We start from the raw sequence: 18,941 nt of genomic DNA, 5'->3' as shown, positions 1-18,941 counted from the left end.
TTATCTGTGTTTGTAAAAAAATAACTGCTATAATTCTTATAGAATGGCACGCAAGTATCGTTACTGTCGTGCTTTTATCAGATCCTATAAAAAGCTTTTACATTACACTAAAAAGAGGCAAATATGAAGCGAAGAATATTAAGAATTCTCATCGGTATGATTATCATTACGGCAACAATTGTTTCCTTACATTTAAAAACGAGCAAAACAACTGAAGATGTACCTACAGCTATAAAGGGAGTTATAGACCTTTCTGATCTGGAGCTTTCAGAAAATGAACCAATTAAGTTGAATGGAGAATGGGAATTTGTATCTGGTAAACTAGTGAACTCAGAGTATTTCTTATCTAGAACAACCCCAGTATACGTTACGGTTCCCATGCTCTGGACAAAGTATGAAGTAAATAATGAACCTGTCTCCAAATATACTAGTGCGACCTATCGCTTGATTGTAAAGCCTCCACAGAATGTCCAATCATTCGGAATAAAAACCAGTAATATTCGCATGTCCAATTCAATCTTTGTAAATGGAGAAAGTATAGGTCAAAGCGGTGCTCCGAAAGAAGAGAAGTCTTATGTGCTAGCTAATACCCCGTATGTTTCCTTTTTCCATAGTGAAGAAGACGAGATTGAAATTATTGTTCATGTTGCAAACTTCCACTATGCAACTGGTGGCGGAATTGTTAGCCCCATCCATTTTGGTGATGCAAGTAGTATTAATAAGGTAAGAGAGATGGAACTTTCCTACGATTGGGTGATGATTGCGTCTTTCTCCATTGTCGGTTTATTTTTCTTCGGATTTTATTTCCATTACCGAAAAGATAGGAGTTTATTGTATTTTGCCTTATTTTGTTTTTCCATTGTTTTATATTGGGCTACTCATGGTGAGAAAATCCTACATCATATATTCCCGGAAATCCCCTATAATATATTTCAAAAACTGCAAAGTACTTCTAATTTAGTTGCCATTTTTACTTTAGCTTACTTTCACCATCTATTAAAAGAATTTACAAGCGAAAAGTTAGTGAAGATCTTAATAACAGCTGGAATTTTGTTATCCGCTACCATTTTATTACCCGTTTCCATTAATTCTCACTTGCAGCATGTATACTCCATCTATTTTTTAATCGTCAATTTATATGTTTTATATATTCAGCTAAAAGCAAGTATCTATAAAATCTCTGGTTCGTTCTATCTTTTAATTGGTTCATTTACACTTTTCATTTATTTTATTGTGGAAACACTTAATCTTGGGAATATGAGAATGGAACAATTACCACCTGTTTTACCATTTATCTACCTATTAACCATCTCCTTATTCATTGCGAATCGTTTTACAGATACGTATAGGAAAAATGAAGAATTGTCACAAAGACTTATTCAAATAGATCAATTCAAAGATGAATTCTTGGCGAAAACCTCCCATGAGTTTCGCACTCCTCTCTATAGTATGATCACTCTCTTACAGACTATGTTGAGTAAGAAAAATACGGAATCGTTAACCGCACATCAGGAGGAAAAAATAAACTTTGTCATTGCGAAGGCGAAACGATTATCAAGTTTAGTGAATGATATCTTAGACTTAGTGAAAGTTAAACGAAGAGAATTGAAGCTTCAAATAGAAGAAGTAGATTTATATACGAATACATATGTTATTACTGAAGTATTTACATATATTCTGCAAAAAGATGTGAAGATTAAAAATAAAATTCCTAGAGATATCCCATTTGTACTTGCGGACGAAAATAGGTTAAGACAAATACTATACAATTTAATAGACAACGCTATAAAATACACAAACCATGGAAGTATTCAAATTAAGGCTACTAAGAAGAATAATCAAGTGATTATTTCGATTCATGATACTGGTATAGGAATTGAAAAAGATAACATTGGAATGATTTTTCAAGATTACGAGCAACTAGGAAGAGGTGTAGAAGGCGTAGGGCTTGGACTTAGTATTACAAAAGAGTTAGTAGAGCTACAGCAAGGCGAGATATGGGTTGAATCAGAAATTGGAAAAGGATCAATATTTAGCTTTAGTTTGCCTATGTCGAAAAAAGAAGTTAATGAAAGTGAAGGAATAAGTCATCCCTTTGAAGGAACCAAGCATACTTCCTTATCTTTTCCTTTTTTTCACGGTAATCCTAATCACAAAAAGATTATCATCGCGGATGATAACCATTCCAACATTAAAGTTCTGCTGGAATCTCTTAAAACAGAAAATTATTATATTATCGCTGTAGACAATGGTACAGATGTATTAAGGCAGTTAAAACTACATGCTGATATCGATTTAGTTGTCCTTGACATTATGATGCCAGGGTTAAGTGGCTATGAGGTATGTAGAAAAATAAGGGAAAGTTACAGCTTGACGGAGTTGCCTGTTTTAATGTTAACTGCTGCCCTTTTAGCTGAAGATATGATTGCGGCATTTCAGTCTGGTGCAAATGACTTCCTGCACAAACCAATTGATTTGGCAGAGCTGAAAACAAGAATGAATAATTTACTTGTAATGAAAGAAACAGCCCAATCTGCATTAAATATGGAAGTAGCATTTTTACAAGCACAAATTAAACCCCATTTTATTTATAATGTATTAAATTCTATTATGTCTCTTAGCTATATTGATATCGATCAAACCAGGAAGTTAATCACAAATTTTGCAAACTTCTTAAGAGGTAGTTTTTTATTTGGGAATACAGATAAATGGATACCAATTCATAAAGAAATAGCATTCGTTCAATCGTATGTAGAAATCGAAAAAGCTCGTTATCCTGATGTCTTTTCATTTGAGTTACATTTAGAAAAGGAGCTATCCGGGTCCATTCCTCCATTGTTCATCCAACCTTTGGTAGAAAATGCGATTCGCCATGGCGTCAGTAGGGGGAAAAAAATTGGCTTAGTCGTATTAACTATTGAACAAAATGAGACGGATACCACCATTACAATCTCGGATAATGGAACAGGAATGAGTAAAGAAAAAGTGGAGAATATTTTATCCTTTAAACAACAGAAAGAGGGAGTGGGACTATTAAATATCATGAAGAGATTAAAGCAATATCCACAAGCATCATTTTTTCTAGAAAGCGCTGAGCAAAAAGGTACGACTATTAAGTTGGTGCTGCCAAATAAATTAGTAATTAAAAAGGAAGAATTATCATGATAAAAGTAGCCATGATAGATGATGAAATACTTGCTATTACGCTGTTGGAAAATCTGATTAAGGATGTGGAAAGTGTAAATGTTGTTGGAAAGTTTACAAGCTTTGAAGAGGGGTTAAATCAATTAAAAGACCTTAAGCCTGATGTTATATTTTTAGATATAGAAATGCCTGGTGCAAATGGTATTAAGGTGGCAGAATACATTCACGACATTGATGAAGAAATTGATATTGTATTCGTAACGGCTTATGATCAATATGCGCTTGATGCCTTTGGCGTACAGGCTGTAGATTATTTACTAAAGCCAGTAGATAAGGAGAGGTTACAGAAAACCATTTTCAAAGTAATGAAAAGAAGAGGAAGAAAGCCAGCAATTAATACGAGATCAGAAAGGCAGTTGGAAGCACAATTTCTTGGGAATTTTGTGCTATACAATGCGAATAATGAACCGGTAAAATGGCGGACTAAGAAGGTCAAAGAGCTTTGCGCCTATTTGTTACACCATCAAGAATCCGTTCACAAAGATCAGATTGTAGAGGATTTTTGGCCAACACATTCTCTAGAAAAAGCAAAGAGTCTTTTACACACAAGTATGTATCAGCTTAGAAAAGAATTGAAGAATCAAGGGTTTGAAGAAGCCATCCACTATATTGATGAAAGATACAAGCTTCATTTGGATATTACGAGTGATCACCTGCGATTGCTCTCTGCGCTAGAACAACCCCAAAAAGATATTAATAGAATTATTGAGTTATATAAAGATGATTACTTGGCGGAGGATCAATATTTATGGTCCTCAGGTACAAGTCATTCGATAAGAAAAAAAGTACTCACGGTCTTAGAGAATGCTTACAAAGAGAGTGCTAGTCAACAAGGACTAGAAAAGTTAATAGAATTAGAGCCATTAGAAGAAGCATACAGGCAGGCATTAATACAAGCATTTATTCAAGAGGGTCAGATTACGGAGGCTCTTCATCATTTCAAAGAATATGAAAAATTTCTTTGGGAGGAAATGAGTGAAAAGCCAAGTAAGAAGACTAGGGAGTTACTAAAAAAATATCTATAACAGAAAGAAGAGGATACTTTTGGGTATCTTCTTTTTTTAATTGGAATTCATTATTTTAGGATGCAGATGATTATTTTACAAAATATCACATGTTTCCAGTTTAAAGTACCTATAAAAATACAAATTAATTGAGGTTATTGTCGAATATTGTCATTTTTGTTCAGAAAATGTTCAGACTTATGAACTACAATGTGCAAAGGGAAAAGTCTCGAAAAGAGAGTTGCACAATAAACCATGAAAACATCAATAGCATTCTCTTAATTATATGAAGGGAGTTTTATAGGTTGATAAAAAATACTAGATTCAAACGAACAACATCTATGACCATGATTATGCTGCTCTTATTTTATTATGTCATTCCATTTTTTGCACTGGATGCAGATGTAAGAGCATTTTCTGAGAAAGGAATTTGGACTTCTGAACATTCTACGTCCTATTTTAAGGATAGTAGTCCAATGGAGGTTGATTCCGATCTTCAGCTGAACTTAACAAATGATAGTACACTAACTTCCATAAAGTTGGTTATTCAAAATGTAAAAGCGGGAGATGAACTCCATTTTACTGAGAAGCATGGAATTAGTGGGGGATATGATAGTGCTAGTGGTGCGTTAACACTTAGTGGAGAAGCTTCTAGTGAACAGTTTGAAGAAGTTTTACGAGGTGTAACATTCTCTACTACCTCTGCTGATTTAGAAACTCGAGATATTACTTTTACAATTGGTGGAGCTTCCTATTTGGAACAAACAAACCATTACTATGAGTATGTTTCTACTTCATCTCCAGTTTCATGGGAGGATGCGAAAAAGGCAGCAGAGAATCGTTCGTTTTTGGGAAAACAGGGTTATCTAGCGACAGTAACTAGCCAAGAAGAACACGACTTTCTTGCGGAGCTATCGCTTGGTGCAAGTTGGTTAGGTGCTAGAGATATTAATCGTGACTTGTCTGATGGTGGCTTCCTTACAGGGGATCTAAGTCAAGGTGACTGGCGCTGGGTTACTGGACCAGAAGCTGAACAGAATCACGGCAATGGTCTAAAGTTTTATAGTGGCTACATTGGCTTTGAGGGGACAGAAGTAAGCTGTGAAACTAGCCTAGAGTGTAACAAATATACTAACTGGGCAGCAGATGAGCCTAACAATCAAGCAGCCAGTAAATGGGTGCTACAACTATCAGATGCTAAATGGAGTAATCAGTCACCAGCTAGCGGACTTGTATCAGGTTATCTAGTAGAGTATGGTGGATTACCAACAGATAATAGTGGAAGTATTTTTACTAAAGCAAAAAAACTAGTGGAAGTTCATGAAACTTCCTCAACTACAGAAATTACTTCAGAAGAAAGTGAAGAAAAAACAGAGGATGCTACTGAAGAAAGTACAGAAGAAGATTCATTAGAAAGCAAAGAAGCTAAGGTAGATAAAAAACCAGAAGCGAATATGTTACTTACTTCATTAGGTTGTACGTTCAATGGAGCAAGAGCAGTTTTTGGTGGAGAAGCTGGAACTGAATTATTCCTTGGTGGAAGTTTCATTGAATTAGGTATTAGTAATTGGGGAGATTTTGGAACTCTTGGAAGTAAGCCAGCCAATTTTAGAGGAACTTTAGGTGGGGAAATAATGCCGCATCAAGGTTCCGACAGAATTGGAATGAGTGCAGATCATGATGGCTTCTGCAATGGACGTGATTTACCAGTCGATTATTATTTGCCGGGAACACCAGAAGAACGATTTGTTGTAGGTTACAAAGCTGGTTCAGTAACAGAAAGTAATACAAACTCCGCTCAAATGGGCGACAAAAATATGTCCACTACTGTCGCAAATGAATCAAATACTAGTAGTGGGTTACTTAAAGCTCGAACGGTTTCTGTTTGGGATAGCAAAATGGAAATAACTCAGGTTATTAGTTTTAATGTGAACGATAAGTTCTATCGAAATGACGTTACCATTAAAAATATATCCAGCAGTGAATGGGATGGCGCTCGTTATATGCGATCATTTGATCCAGACAACTCGCAATTTCGTGGAGGTTCATTTGACACAGCTAATACGGTTACCCATACCATTGCAGAAGATAGAAAAGCAGTCGTAAAAGCTGAAACATATAGTAATTCTGACCCGTTATATGTAGCTTTTGGCTCAAGAATACCTATATTCTACTATTCGAATGATACAGCTGCAAAGGCTTCGATTTTTGGTTTTTCGAATAGAAATCCTTACAAGGCAAGTGCATACGATAATCCAAGACTTAAAGGTCAAACAGTGTATGATGATATAGCAATTACTATGACATGGGATTCAGGAAAGCTTGCTGCTGGTGATAGTAAAACGTTCACCTATTATACGAGCTTAGACGAACGTGATTTTGCTGATGTATCAAAGGAAATTTTTATAGATGATGTGAAGAAAGATATTGACGAGATAGATGATTTTGATGATGTGAAAAAGGTTAAAGATAAAATTGATGCTGAAGAATCACTAGACGAAGAAACGAAAAAAGAGTTGAAAACGGATATTATTGACGTACTTACTGACGAAAAGAAGGATTTTCCAGTAAGAGGAAAAGATGATATTTTATTAATTGGTGAACTTATTAAAGAATCAGATTTATCGGAAGATGAGAAGGACGATGTTCGTAAAGACATCGTTAAGAAAATAATAGAAGATATTGAAGAGCTGACAGCGGAAGAAGAAGAAGCAACAAAAGAGTTAATTGAAGAGATTGTGGACCCAGAGAAAAAGGAAGAGGCAGAAAGATACTTTACCGCTAAAACAGATGTGAAAACGCCAGCTGAAAAAGCAATTGAAGAAGCTGAAGAAGAACTAGAACGCTACGAAAAAGTAGAAGGAGATGTAACAGAAGACCTTTACAAAGAAGTAGAAGAAGCAAAGAAAAATTTAAAAGAGGCCTTAGAAACAGTACCGTTAGACAAAAAGAAAGTAGTTAAAGAAACGAAAGCATTGGAAGAGGCAACGAAAGCTTTAGAAGAAGCAACAAATGAATTAGAATTAGAAAAAGCAAAAAAAGTAGCTGAGAAAGCAATAGACAAGGCAACGGAAGCAAAGGATCGCTATGAATTAGCAGAAGGCGATGAAACAGATGATATCTATACAGCAGTAGAAACAGCGAAGAAAGAGCTGCAAGAAGCCCTAGACAAAGACCCTGCTAACAAAGAAGAGATCGAAGAAGCGACAGAGAAATTAAAAGAAATTACATCCGACTTAGAAAAAGCCAGCGAAGCAAAAGAACTAGAAAATGCGAAAAAGGATGCAGAAAAAGCAATAGAAACTGCAACGAACACTGAAGATCGTTACAAGTTAGCAGAAGGTGATGAATCCAAGGATGTTTACACAGCGGCGGAAACAGCAAAGAAAGAGCTGAAGGAAGCGCTAGACAAGGACCCTGCTAACAAAGAAGAGATCGAAGCAGCAACAGAGAAAATAAAAGAAACTACCGCTGACTTAGAAAAAGCTAGCGAAGCAAAAGAACTGGAAAATGCAAAGAAGGATGCAGAAAAAGCAATTGAAACTGCAACGAAAATAGAAGATCGTTACAAGTTAGCAGAAGGTGACGAAGCCGAAGAAGTCTATACAGCAGTGGAAGCAGCTAAAAAAGAGCTGAAGGAAGCGCTAGACAAAGACCCTTCTAATAAAGAAGTGATTGAAGCGGCAACTGAAAAATTAGCAAAAGCAACTTCCGAACTAGAAAAAGCCAGCGAAGCAAAAGAGCTGGAAAATGCTAAAAAAGCAGCAAAAAAAGCAATCGAATCTGCAACGAAAGCAAAAGATCGCTATGAACTAGCAGAAGGCAATGAGACAGAAGATGTTTATACTGCAGTCGAAGCAGCCAAAAAAGAACTACAAGAAGCGTTAGATAAAGACTCTGCTAATAAAGAAGAAATAGAAGCAGCCACAAAGAAGTTGGAGAAAGCAATTGCTGAACTAGAGAAAGCTAGTGAAGCAAAAGAGCTGGATAATGCAAAAAAAGCGGGAGAGGAAGTACTAGAAGCTGCAACGAAAGAGCAGGAACGCTACAAGAATGCAGCAGGAGATGAGACAGATGACTTCTATATTCAAGTAGAAACTGCTAAAAAGAAGCTTAAAGAAGCTTTAAATGCTGACCAAGCAGATAAAGACTTAATTCTATCAACAACTACTGCTTTAAATGAAATAATCAATCAACTAGATAAAATCAATGAAGAAAAAGAGCTAGAAAATGCGAAAAAGGCAGCGGAGAAAGCAATTGACGAGGCAACAAATGCAGAATACCGCTATGAGCTAGCAGATGGTGAAGAGACAGAAGAAGTCTATACAGCGGTTGATACAGCGAAGAAAGAACTGCAAGAAGCGCTAAGTAAGGATCCTGCTAATAAAGAAGAGCTTGAAAAAGCAACTGAGAAATTAGCAAAAGCAACATCCGAACTAGAAAAAGCCAGCGAAGCAAAAGAGCTGGAAAATGCAAAAAAGAATGCAGAAAAAGCAATGGAAACTGCAAATAACGCGAAAGATCGCTACAAGTTAGCAGATGGCGATGAGTCCAAAGAAGCTTACAAAGCAGTGGAAAAAGCGAAGAAAGAGCTACAAAAAGAACTTGATGCCAAGCCTGCAGATACTAAAAAAATCATTATTGCTACTGAGCTTTTAATAAAAACAACAAAAGAACTGGACAAAGTAGCAGCAGATAAAGAATTGGAAAATGAAGTTTCAGCAAGTAAGGATGCCCTAGAAAGAGCAGAAAAGGAACAAAATCGTTATGAAGCAACAGGTGGTAAGAATACCGATAAGGTTAACCAAGCTGTAGAAGCGGCGAAAGAGTCCTTGCAAAAAGCTTTACAAGCTAAACCTCAGCAGAAAGAACAAATTCAACAAGCAAGAAAAGAGCTAGAAGCAGCAACAAAAGAATTACAAAATGAGCGAATCAAAAAAGAAATAGAGAAAAAGATTGCGGAAGCAAAAACGGTTGATCGTTTAGTACAATTAATTAAAGACATTGAAACAAGTGTAATCAGTGAGAAAACGAAAGCTGAATTATACACAAAAGTCGTGGATACACTTTTAAACGAAAAAAATAATCTATCTTTTACAGACTCAAAGCAAATAGTGAAAGTCGTGGATACGATTGAAAAAACAACTAAATCAAACAATGAAAAGCAGCAAGCAATTGTCAAAATCACAGAAAAAGCGATATGGGAAGTGGCGAAAAAGGATCAACCTTTAAAAGATAAAGAGAGATTCCAACAGCCTGTAAATAAAGCCATCTTAGACGCAGCACAGCAAGTGAAAAATGACAAAGAAAGGGAGCGCTTAATACGTTTACTGGAAATAACTGTAGATGCACGTTCCTTATCAACAGAAACAGCATTTGTTTTTGCAAAGGGAGATACTTGGGAAAGTATCACTTCTCAATTCATCATGTTAACTAAAGGTCATTATGGTTCAGCGATAGCATGGGAATCTAATAAAACAGATGTAATAAAAATTGCTCAAAACCAAGCTACAGTAGATCGAAAAGTAAAAGACCAATCAGTCATTTTAACTGCCACAATTTCAAATGGTAATCAAACAATAGAGAAAACCTTCTTACTTGTGGTGAAAAGTAATGCTTTTGGTAAAAAAGAAATTGAAAATGTAAAAAGGGAAGTAACAGTCGCAGCAGGTTCCAACCTTGCAACACCACCTGCTATCCAAAGAATTAATTTATGGGATATGAATGGAAATAAGATTGTGAACAAAATAGACAAGCTGATTATTGATCATTCGGTCATTACGGAAGCAGTTACAGAATCACTTGTAATTTACATGCCTGATGACAAAAAGAATCTAGCAGATGAAATAGCTGTCGAAATTCCTTTAAGTGTCCTAGAGTTGATTCAAGCTACATTGACAATTAAAACAGATCAAGGGTCCATTATTCTTTCAAGAGAAACGATCGAACAAATGCAGCTTGATGGAAAAGACTTGTTTTTCCGCATTGTTCCTATAAGAGAAACGACAGAAAAGAACAATGTAATAGATAGATTACAAAAACATGAGCTTGTGATGGCAGAATTAAATGTTGGTCAACAAGCGAAAGTTTTAGGAACACCAAGAGAAATTGAAACAAACTACAAAGGCTATGAAACGACTGTCATTCTTCCACTTGATGATGTAGAGTTTACAAATATTGAAAACCTACGTATATTTATCGAGCATACAGACGGTGATAGAAAAGTATTGGCAGGAGAAATAGTAGTAGATGAAAATGGACATCCAGTTGGACTTCAGTTTACTATTAATAAGTTCAGTACCTTTACCATTTTCGAAATAGTTGCTAGTGAAACTTCTGAAGGAAATAACCCACCAAGTGGCGGGGAGAACAAACCACCACATCAAGGTGAAAAACCAAAAGGAGAAAACACTAAGCCTGTAGTGGAAGGTAAAAAACCAGAAGACATAAAAAAATTACCAAATACAGCAACAGCTACCTATACTTTCATGTTAATCGGATTTTTACTAGTCTTATTAGGTGTAATCATGTTAATTGTGAGAAAATCAATTTTTACTAAACTAGTAAAATAATAATTTATACCTAATCTTTAAACTTGTAGACGATAACCTTAATGGTTTTTGTCTGCAAGTTTTTTTTGTACAATTAGAATTGGCACTACCTAAATAGGAATCTAAGGATTTACCGTTGAAAGTACAACAGAATGTTTGAAATAATGGTGTTAGAAATAATTGTATATTAGGAGGAAGAGATGTCAAAAAGAATAGAAAAGCTTGTAGAAGCAGCAAAAGAACATTTGGATCATAAGGAATCTATTATGTATTGTGTAATGGGAGTGTATGAAGACAAAAGAGGTTGGGTAAGAAAAGGTATTTTAATTGCTACAGAATTACGTGTGCTTTTTTATGGATCGCGTTCTTTAGGTAGATTTGACATAGAGTCCTTCCCTTATGAACATATAAATTCTATGGAAATGGGAAAATCGTCATTAGGAAACTATATTATTCTATACACTGCCAATAATAAGGTTCAAATTAAATGGATTAATGAAAGTAATAGTGGAGAAACTGAAAAGCTAGTATCTTATGTTAGACAGAATACGACGAATGCTGCTCATCCTAATAGTAATAGTGCATTTCAACATAACAGCACTGCAGATGAATTAAAAAAATTTGCCGAACTTAGAGATCAAAACATTATTTCTGAAGAAGAATACGAACGCATGAAAGATAAACTTCTAGGTGGTACAGGGGACCATATCTCCTGGCTAGAAAAGAGAAGAGAAGAACGTGAACAACAACAAAAAGAACGAGTTTCACAAAGAAACAAAAATGTTAAAAATACCGGAAAAGGCTGCCTTGGTTGCTTAGGAATCCTCTTCCTCCTTGGCATTCTAATGAACGCATGTGGCATGATTCCTGACTCAAATGATGAAGGATGGATGCCAATGGATGATATTACGATTTCAATCAATAACAAGCCTATCTCCGAATAGATGGGTTTGTTACATTATTGAAACATTTGCAACATATATACATCTCAATTGATTTTATTCATAATATTTAACAGTGTTAGAAGCTATTACTTCCCCCTTTCATTCTCTCCTAACCCAGTACATTCGTTTTCATTATTTTTCTTTTAGAAGGTTCATTTTATCAGTTTAAGAGCCTATTTAAGCCTTACATTAAGGCTGTAACCAATCCACATTAAATAGAGTCTTAAACTCTATGTAATACTATAATTGGTATAATATTACATAGAGGAGCGTGAGGAAATGGAAATTTTGAACGAAAACGATGTGAATGTGATGCTTGACGACATGCTGAGGGAACCCAAGGAGTTTTGGAATGGATTTTATGAGGATAGGACTAAAAACATACCCTTTTTTCAAATGACAGGACCGGATGAAAATCTCGTTTCAATTTTTCAAAAAGGCATCTCGATAGAAAGAGTGTTGGAATTGGGATGTGGCCCAGGTAGAAATGCAATTTATATGGCGAAAAACGGAAGCAAGGTAGATGCTTTGGATATTTCCGAAAATGCTATCGAGTGGGCGAAGGAGCGAGCCCTGGGAGAAAAGGTATCGATACAATTCCTTTGTAAGTCGCTTTTTGATATACATTTAGAGGCAGAGATTTATGACTTTATTTATGATTGCGGGATGTTCCATCACTTGGCTCCGCATCGCCGAGTAACATATCTTACTATAGTAAAAAACGCACTGAAACCTAATGGACATTTCGGGTTGGTGTGTTTTAATACAAAAGGTGCTGTGGCAACATCCGATTACGATGTTTATAAAGGCAGAAGTTTAAATAAAGGGATAGGCTACACAGAAGAGAGGCTAAAAACAATCCTCAACTCTCACTTCGAAATCCAGGAGTTTAGGGAGATGGAAAAACAACCACCACAAAGTTCAATGTTTGGAGAGGATTTTTTGTGGACGAGTTTAATGAAAAAGCGGGGGGACGATTTTTCTGCTTCCTAAAGGAGTGGATTAAGTGCTTAAAGCATGCCTGAAGAATTTCTTATACATAGTAGAGCATAAATTAAATGTGATGGTGGAGTGTTGGAAGTTAGGGCTTTATCTTCAGGGAATCCAACATGACTTGTCGAAGTTATCTCCAGTGGAATTTTTTCCGTACGCAAAAAAATTCTTCGCTGCCAGGGAACTTAGTAAAGAAGAACAAGAGAAATGGCAACTGGCATGGCGCCATCACCAGCGTAAAAATAAGCATCACTGGGAGCATTGGGTCATTGACTTTGATTCAAAAAAAGCTGCTCCTATGCCAAGAAAATATCTTCTGGAGATGGTATGTGATTGGCGATCCTTTTCAAGGAAGTGGGGAAAGCAAGTGAAAAATCATCACCTGGACCTCTCGGAAAAAATCATTTTACACCCGGATAGTAGAAGAGAGCTGATGGATATCATTTATAGAGGAAAAGATGGGGATAGTTCTTCTTCTCATTAATTGTATCTGTCATTTCGTATCTCGAAACATTTATATTGCTTTTTGTATTTATCCACCATAAACTGGTTACAAACATATAAGAAATAGAGGTAACGATAATGAATCAAACAGCGGGGAATAAAGAGCTGCGTATTGGTATCTTAAGTGCGGGATTATCCTATATTTTATGGGGGTTTCTTCCATTATTCTGGAAGCTGATTGATAATGTATCAGCAGGGGAAATACTGGCGCACCGGATTGTCTGGTCGCTCCTATTTATGTTAATTATATTAGTGTTTATTCGGAAGGTGCCTATGTTCATTTCTGAGCTAAAGGCACTCACTTCTAACTGGAGAAGAGCTCTCGGAATTGCACTTGCTTCCATTTTTATTAGCATTAATTGGGGTCTTTACATATGGGCTGTAAATGCGGATCGGGTTATTGAGGCTAGCCTTGGATACTATATAAACCCGTTAGTAAGCATTTTGTTAGCTGTTATTGTGCTAAAAGAAAAACTATCACGCTTGCAAACTCTTTCTATCATTCTAGCGGGAGCTGGCGTGCTAATCTTGACTATTAACTTTGGGACCTTCCCATGGGTAGCTATGATGCTGGCGGTTAGTTTTGGGTTTTATGGGCTGATTAAAAAAATGGTGCAGCTAGGTGCACTAGTGGGCTTGGCTATTGAAACGCTATTCATTACGCCGTTTGCATTGCTGTTTTTGAGTTTTGTTCATGTAAATGGTGGAGGGGCGTTCGGAGGAAGTATAGGGATAACGGCCTTTCTCCTGTTCGCAGGAGTTGTTACAGCAATTCCCTTACTTTTATTTGCAAGCGGAGCGAAGAGAATTCCATTGTCCATGGTTGGGCTTTTACAATATTTCGCTCCAACGATCAAACTAATTCTAGGTGTATACCTATTCAACGAACCTTTCACATCCATACATCTAATAGCCTTCGCATGCATATGGTCAGCGTTGGTCATCTATACATTAAGTTTGACGAGATGGAAGCGGAGGGACGGTTCAATGGCTTCCCTTCAGCAATAGATAAAAATAAAAAGGGGGGCATGCTGCTACCCTTTCAAGGAGGTACTATGCGAGTAAAGGATAAGCTATACGGAGAATATGAGGTAGAAAGTGTACTAGCGGAGTTAATTTTGAGCGAGCCTGTTCAGAGACTGAAAGGAGTTCATCAAGGTGGAGCAAGTTACTTGGTCAATGAAAAATGGAATGTGACCAGATACGAGCATTCCATTGGGGTGATGTTATTAATTCGGAGGCTGGGTGGATCGGTGGAGGAGCAAATAGCAGGTCTACTCCACGATGTATCCCATACTGCATTTTCTCACGTAATCGACCATGTGCTGGATCATCCGGATGAAGATTACCATGAGATAATTTTTGAAAAGGTAATCGTTCAATCTGAGATTCCTACTATTCTCCAGAACCATCATTACCGCTATGAGGAAATCCTCCTTGATGACTCGCGTTGGACGTTACTCGAGCAGCCTGCACCAGAGCTTTGTGTCGATCGTATTGACTATACACTAAGAGATATGAACCGGTATGGAGAGATATCTTTGCAGGATGCTCATCACTTTTTGGAGCAAATCATCCTAATAGATAGTCAAATTTACTTAAAAGATATTAAAGCTGCAGAATGGTTTGTGGAAACTTACTATAAAGAAGTTATCGATTTTTTCATGCATCCACTCAATGTATATGGTTATGTTAAGTTGACCTCCTTGCTTAAATCGGCACTCCAAGAAAAAGTAATTGTGTTAGAGGACTTTCTCGATAAGGATGAAGCAGTGTTGGCGAAAATAAAAAGATCTGATAGCTCCAAACTTCAAGCTGAGCTCCAACAAATCCATGATGAAGTCATTTTAGAGGAAAACAAAGAGGAATACGACATCCATCATAAAGGAAAGCTTAGACTAATTGATCCCTCCGTTTATTTAGATAATAGATTAAAGAGAGCCTCAGAACTATCTGGAATGGTAAGAGAACAAGGTGATAAAGCTTTTCAAAAGGCAAGTACAGGTCTCTTTTTAAAAGTGATCCCATTTTCTTAACTAAAATCGAAAAGGATGATACTAATGAATGATATGAAAGAAATAGCTGTTGCTTTCCTTCAAACGGTAGCCTCTGGAAACATTCGAGAAGCATATGAGCGCTACGTTAGTCCAGATTTTCGCCATCATAATCCATACTTTCGTGGGGATGCAGAATCATTAATGGCAGCAATGGAAGAAAGCTCACAAGCAAATCCAGAAAAAAGGTTAGAAATTAAACATACTATCTCAGAAGAAAACACGGTCGCCATTCACTCCCATGTGAAACAAAATCCAAACGACCTCGGTGGTGCAGTAGTCCACATCTTCCTCTTTCAGGATAATAAAATCGTTGAGCTCTGGGATGTCGGCCAAGCTATTCCAGAAGAATCACCAAATGAAAACGGAATGTTTTAAAGCACCAAGGGGGCTTGCATGTTAAATACATCTTTGAAACTAACTCAGTTTACCAAGAATGATATCCCTGGGCTTATTAAATTGTCTGCTTCTGTAGGTTGGGATTATGATGAGAGTGAAATAGAAACGGTTCTTCAATCGGGACAAATTTTCGGCTATAAAAACGAAGTGGGTGACATCATTGCCAGTGCAGCAATCATACCTTATGACAATGGCACAGCTTCCATTGGAATGGTCATTGTGAATGATGCATATAGAGGGATGGGGCTTGGTAAAAAAGCCACAGAGAAGTGCATTCAAAGTGTAGCTCATGATACTACGTTTCTTTTAATAGCAACGGAGGAAGGAAGGCCGATCTATGAAAAGTTAGGCTTTCAAACAGTTAGGTCCGTCCATAAAATGTTATGTGACAAGTACATACCAAATAATTATCAGCTTATAGAAATAGAAATTACTCCTTTCCAAGAAGCCGATTTTTTTCAGTGTGTAAGTTGGATCGATTCGCGTTTGGCGCCGGTAGAAGTGAATTTTTGTACAATAGGATTAAACAGTCATCTAATTGTTTCATTGCCAAGGATCGTCAATCAAACATTATCGGCTTCGGCATGTCAATTGATGGACCAATAAATCGTATTATAGGCCCTTTAGTAGCACCAAATGTTGCAACGACTACGAGCTTACTTGAAAAATTAGCTTCAGGTCATAAAGGTCGGTTGAGGGTAGATGTCCCGTCTGAACAAAAAATGTTTATAGAAACTCTAATGAATAGTGGCTTTATAGTAGTCAATCAACCTCCTATTATGGTGAAAAATAATGATTCGATTCATAAGCGAAATGGGCATTTATTCGGTATTGCTGCCCAAATCTTTGGGTAAAAGAAAAAGAAAAAGAGATTAAAATCAGAAACAGGGTAATCCTGCTTCAGTGTGTAGACAAAGGTACATTTTTATTTAAATCCATGCAATTCCCTTGTTGATCGTAGTGGAAGACGCGCAGACTCCTGCGGGAGGAAGGGAAATGGGAAACCCCACAGGGCGCAGCCCGAGGAGGTTCCCGGACCGCCCGCGGAAAGCGAAGCGTCTGCAACGAAGATCAACAGTTAAATACAAATCTAAAAATAATTTGGGTTTGTCAACAGTCTGAAGCAGGGTAATCCTGCTTTTTTTTGTGCCATTGAAATTTTTTCCGCTCTAACATCGTTATAATGGATAAGAAAGAAATGGCAGCAAAGGGGAGTGCAAATTTGCAAGAGCAAGATGATGTTTTTTTTATTGAGCAGGTGCTTGCAGGTAACAAGCAAGCGTATGCGTTTATTATAAAACGATACAAAAATAAGCTTTATGCCATTATTTTAAGGATGGTAAAAAATCCAGAAGATGCAAAGGATTTGGTACAGGAGTGTTTTACTAAAGGTTACCAAGAGCTTCATAAATATGATAGAAGTGGTAAGTTTTCAAGTTGGTTTTATCGAGTTTCTATAAATTATTGTATGGATACCTTCCGTAAAAAAAGATGGGAGCTCGTGGAGTATACTGAGGAAAATGGAGTAGGAGTAGGAGCCCTTTCTGCAGAGGTTGTCTATCTACAAAAAGAAAAGTATGAGCAATTGGAATTACTTCTCGAACAGTTACCGACGGAGGATCGTCTAGTTCTATTATTGAAATACATTAGAGATATAAGCTACGAGGAAATATCCGAAATCCTTAACATTCCAGTCCACAGTGTAGCCAATAAAATCCATCGTGCTAAGAAAAAAATGAGGGCAGCTATGCAACGGGAGAAAGGGGGATACTTCAATGAAATGTATTAGTTTTGAGAGGCTGACAGCTTACGTTGATGGTGTACATTCTGATAAGGAGAAAGAATTAATAGATTATCACCTTGAGTTTTGTCCATCATGTCGCCATGCTTTAAAAGCGTTGCAAAAAGAAGATGCCTTTCTAGAAGAAGCTATCAATTCTCCTCTTCTACCTGAAGAGTTTGACCAAGAAGTACTAATTAGATTAGAACCTTATAAAGCTAAGGGTGCAAAAAAATGGGTATACCAGTTACTTTCTGTGGCGAGTATTTTTCTAGCTGTAAGCCTTGGATTAGTCTTATATTCTAGTTCTCCAAATAACACTAGCCCTACTCCAGTTGTTCCAGAAAAAGAAGTGCTTTATAAAGTGGAGGATAAAGGAATACTTCTAGAAGTCACTCATATAAATGCTAGTCCGCTAAAAATAGAGATATTTTACGAACTAACACCAGATGAACAAGTGTTGGAAGGTTTTTTGGAAAAAAAGAATGTGAATTATCTTAGTGAGCTAGAATATAACTATCAATTCCCAAATCCAATCGGAGTAATGGTGGATAGCGATGGTCAAGAATTTCCCTTTAGAGATCTCGCCACAAGCTCATTTTTAGAGTCTGAAAATTCGGTTGTCTTAAAACCTACTAATCCCGAGAGCCTCCCAGATACATTTCAAGTTAATGTTTATTTTGAAGAGTTCTTTTTAGAGGAAGGTAATTGGAAAATAGAGATTCCAGTAGATATTACTGAATCAAAGAAGTATACAAAAACGACCGAAATAAATAAAGCCTTTTTATTAGATAACTTCCATGCAGAAATCCTTACATGGCAATCATCAACAAATGCCCATGTTATTACACTTCAATCTGACTTTAGTGAAAAGGAAAATGAACGACTAAGAGCAATTATTGAAAAGAGAGGAGATGACTCGGAGAATTCCCCATTTATCGATACTGAAATAAGTGTAAAAACAGAGGAGGGTAAAGAACTTCTTATAGATGATAGAGTTATTTTTTCTAATATGGGCCGATCCTTCACCATAACTATTTATTTCAATAATAGATATAAAGGTATGGTTCCTAGAGAAAATTTACCTCTGACGGAGAAACTTCTTATAGAACTTAATGGCTTTAATTTATATGAGCCCTCGAATATTGAATTTACGTTAACTGAACAATCTAAGAACATAGAAAAAGGTAATTGGAAGATTGAATCTGTTACAGAGGAAATAAAGGAACAAAAAGAGAAAATAGTAACAATTACTGGCTTTACCGGTATTCAAAATGTAGATAGCGTAGAAATTAACATTACAGATAACCAAAATGAATCAATGATCTTTTCCGAAAATGTTGAAGTTACGAAAGAGGGGGCTTTTACCATTCAAACTCAAGCTCCAATTTACACAACTGAATACAATCTAGATATCTATACCATTTACAAACAAATAGACTACCACTCAGAAGTACCACTTTGGAATAGATGAGCTAGGGATAAATGGATAAAAAGAAGCAAAGGTT

Annotated in this window: 13 protein-coding genes; all 13 read left to right on the top strand. The window is 36.6% G+C overall.

Annotation, left to right across the window (positions count from 1 at the left end; genetic code table 11):
• The first annotated feature begins 123 nt into the window (after positions 1-123).
• Complete coding sequence (locus LRP81_RS09490; RefSeq protein ID WP_230501036.1) at positions 124-3,165, top strand: hybrid sensor histidine kinase/response regulator; 3,042 nt, start codon at positions 124-126, stop codon at positions 3,163-3,165.
• Positions 3,162-4,229: a response regulator gene (locus tag LRP81_RS09485; protein WP_230501035.1), complete on the top strand. Its 1,068-nt coding sequence runs from the start codon at positions 3,162-3,164 to the stop codon at positions 4,227-4,229. Before LRP81_RS09490 ends, LRP81_RS09485 begins: the two co-directional genes overlap by 4 nt.
• A gap of 284 nt (positions 4,230-4,513) precedes the next feature.
• Positions 4,514-10,780, top strand: a complete 6,267-nt coding sequence (locus tag LRP81_RS09480) for an immunoglobulin-like domain-containing protein (protein ID WP_230501034.1) — start codon at positions 4,514-4,516, stop codon at positions 10,778-10,780.
• A 179-nt stretch (positions 10,781-10,959) separates the two neighbouring features.
• On the top strand, positions 10,960-11,703 hold the full coding sequence (locus LRP81_RS09475) for a PH domain-containing protein (protein ID WP_230501033.1): 744 nt from the start codon (positions 10,960-10,962) through the stop codon (positions 11,701-11,703).
• Between the two features lie 279 nt (positions 11,704-11,982).
• Entirely contained in the window at positions 11,983-12,696 is a 714-nt protein-coding gene (locus LRP81_RS09470) for a class I SAM-dependent methyltransferase (protein ID WP_230501032.1), read from the top strand.
• A gap of 13 nt (positions 12,697-12,709) precedes the next feature.
• Positions 12,710-13,180 carry a DUF5662 family protein gene (locus LRP81_RS09465; protein WP_230501031.1) on the top strand — a complete coding sequence of 157 codons (471 nt, stop codon included), beginning with the start codon at positions 12,710-12,712 and terminating at the stop codon, positions 13,178-13,180.
• Positions 13,181-13,278: 98 nt separating this feature from the next.
• Positions 13,279-14,208 carry an EamA family transporter RarD gene (gene rarD, locus LRP81_RS09460; RefSeq protein WP_230501030.1) on the top strand — a complete coding sequence of 310 codons (930 nt, stop codon included), beginning with the start codon at positions 13,279-13,281 and terminating at the stop codon, positions 14,206-14,208.
• A 47-nt stretch (positions 14,209-14,255) separates the two neighbouring features.
• Entirely contained in the window at positions 14,256-15,236 is a 981-nt protein-coding gene (locus tag LRP81_RS09455; RefSeq protein ID WP_230501029.1) for an HD domain-containing protein, read from the top strand.
• A gap of 24 nt (positions 15,237-15,260) precedes the next feature.
• Positions 15,261-15,632, top strand: a complete 372-nt coding sequence (locus tag LRP81_RS09450) for a nuclear transport factor 2 family protein (RefSeq protein ID WP_399207419.1) — start codon at positions 15,261-15,263, stop codon at positions 15,630-15,632.
• 18 nt (positions 15,633-15,650) lie between these two features.
• The gene (locus LRP81_RS09445; RefSeq protein WP_230501027.1) at positions 15,651-16,259 is read left to right on the top strand and encodes a GNAT family N-acetyltransferase; all 609 of its coding nucleotides are present in this window, start codon (positions 15,651-15,653) and stop codon (positions 16,257-16,259) included.
• Positions 16,163-16,507 (top strand): GNAT family N-acetyltransferase, encoded by a 345-nt coding sequence (locus LRP81_RS09440; RefSeq protein ID WP_230501026.1) that lies wholly within the window; start codon positions 16,163-16,165, stop codon positions 16,505-16,507. The genes LRP81_RS09445 and LRP81_RS09440 overlap by 97 nt, the downstream gene beginning before the upstream one ends.
• Positions 16,508-16,836: 329 nt before the next feature.
• Complete coding sequence (locus tag LRP81_RS09435; RefSeq protein WP_230501025.1) at positions 16,837-17,442, top strand: RNA polymerase sigma factor; 606 nt, start codon at positions 16,837-16,839, stop codon at positions 17,440-17,442.
• The gene (locus tag LRP81_RS09430; RefSeq protein WP_230501024.1) at positions 17,429-18,907 is read left to right on the top strand and encodes an anti-sigma factor family protein; all 1,479 of its coding nucleotides are present in this window, start codon (positions 17,429-17,431) and stop codon (positions 18,905-18,907) included. The genes LRP81_RS09435 and LRP81_RS09430 overlap by 14 nt, the downstream gene beginning before the upstream one ends.
• The last annotated feature ends 34 nt before the right edge of the window (positions 18,908-18,941 follow it).

This window comes from Sutcliffiella rhizosphaerae, from assembly GCF_917563925.1.
Classification (GTDB): domain Bacteria; phylum Bacillota; class Bacilli; order Bacillales; family Bacillaceae_I; genus Sutcliffiella_A; species Sutcliffiella_A rhizosphaerae.
Note: the sequence above shows the minus strand (reverse complement) of the source record. Positions and strands in the feature narration are given on the sequence as shown.

Excerpts from the sequence above, each read along its gene's own strand:
- LRP81_RS09490 (WP_230501036.1), top strand. The coding sequence starts at position 124 with ATGAAGCGAAGAATATTAAGAATTCTCATCGGTATGATTATCATTACG.
- LRP81_RS09485 (WP_230501035.1), top strand. The coding sequence starts at position 3,162 with ATGATAAAAGTAGCCATGATAGATGATGAAATACTTGCTATTACGCTG.
- LRP81_RS09475 (WP_230501033.1), top strand. The coding sequence starts at position 10,960 with ATGTCAAAAAGAATAGAAAAGCTTGTAGAAGCAGCAAAAGAACATTTG.
- LRP81_RS09470 (WP_230501032.1), top strand. The coding sequence starts at position 11,983 with ATGGAAATTTTGAACGAAAACGATGTGAATGTGATGCTTGACGACATG.
- rarD (WP_230501030.1), top strand. The coding sequence starts at position 13,279 with ATGAATCAAACAGCGGGGAATAAAGAGCTGCGTATTGGTATCTTAAGT.
- LRP81_RS09455 (WP_230501029.1), top strand. The coding sequence starts at position 14,256 with ATGCGAGTAAAGGATAAGCTATACGGAGAATATGAGGTAGAAAGTGTA.
- LRP81_RS09450 (WP_399207419.1), top strand. The coding sequence starts at position 15,261 with ATGAATGATATGAAAGAAATAGCTGTTGCTTTCCTTCAAACGGTAGCC.
- LRP81_RS09445 (WP_230501027.1), top strand. The coding sequence starts at position 15,651 with ATGTTAAATACATCTTTGAAACTAACTCAGTTTACCAAGAATGATATC.
- LRP81_RS09435 (WP_230501025.1), top strand. The coding sequence starts at position 16,837 with ATGGATAAGAAAGAAATGGCAGCAAAGGGGAGTGCAAATTTGCAAGAG.
- LRP81_RS09430 (WP_230501024.1), top strand. The coding sequence starts at position 17,429 with ATGAAATGTATTAGTTTTGAGAGGCTGACAGCTTACGTTGATGGTGTA.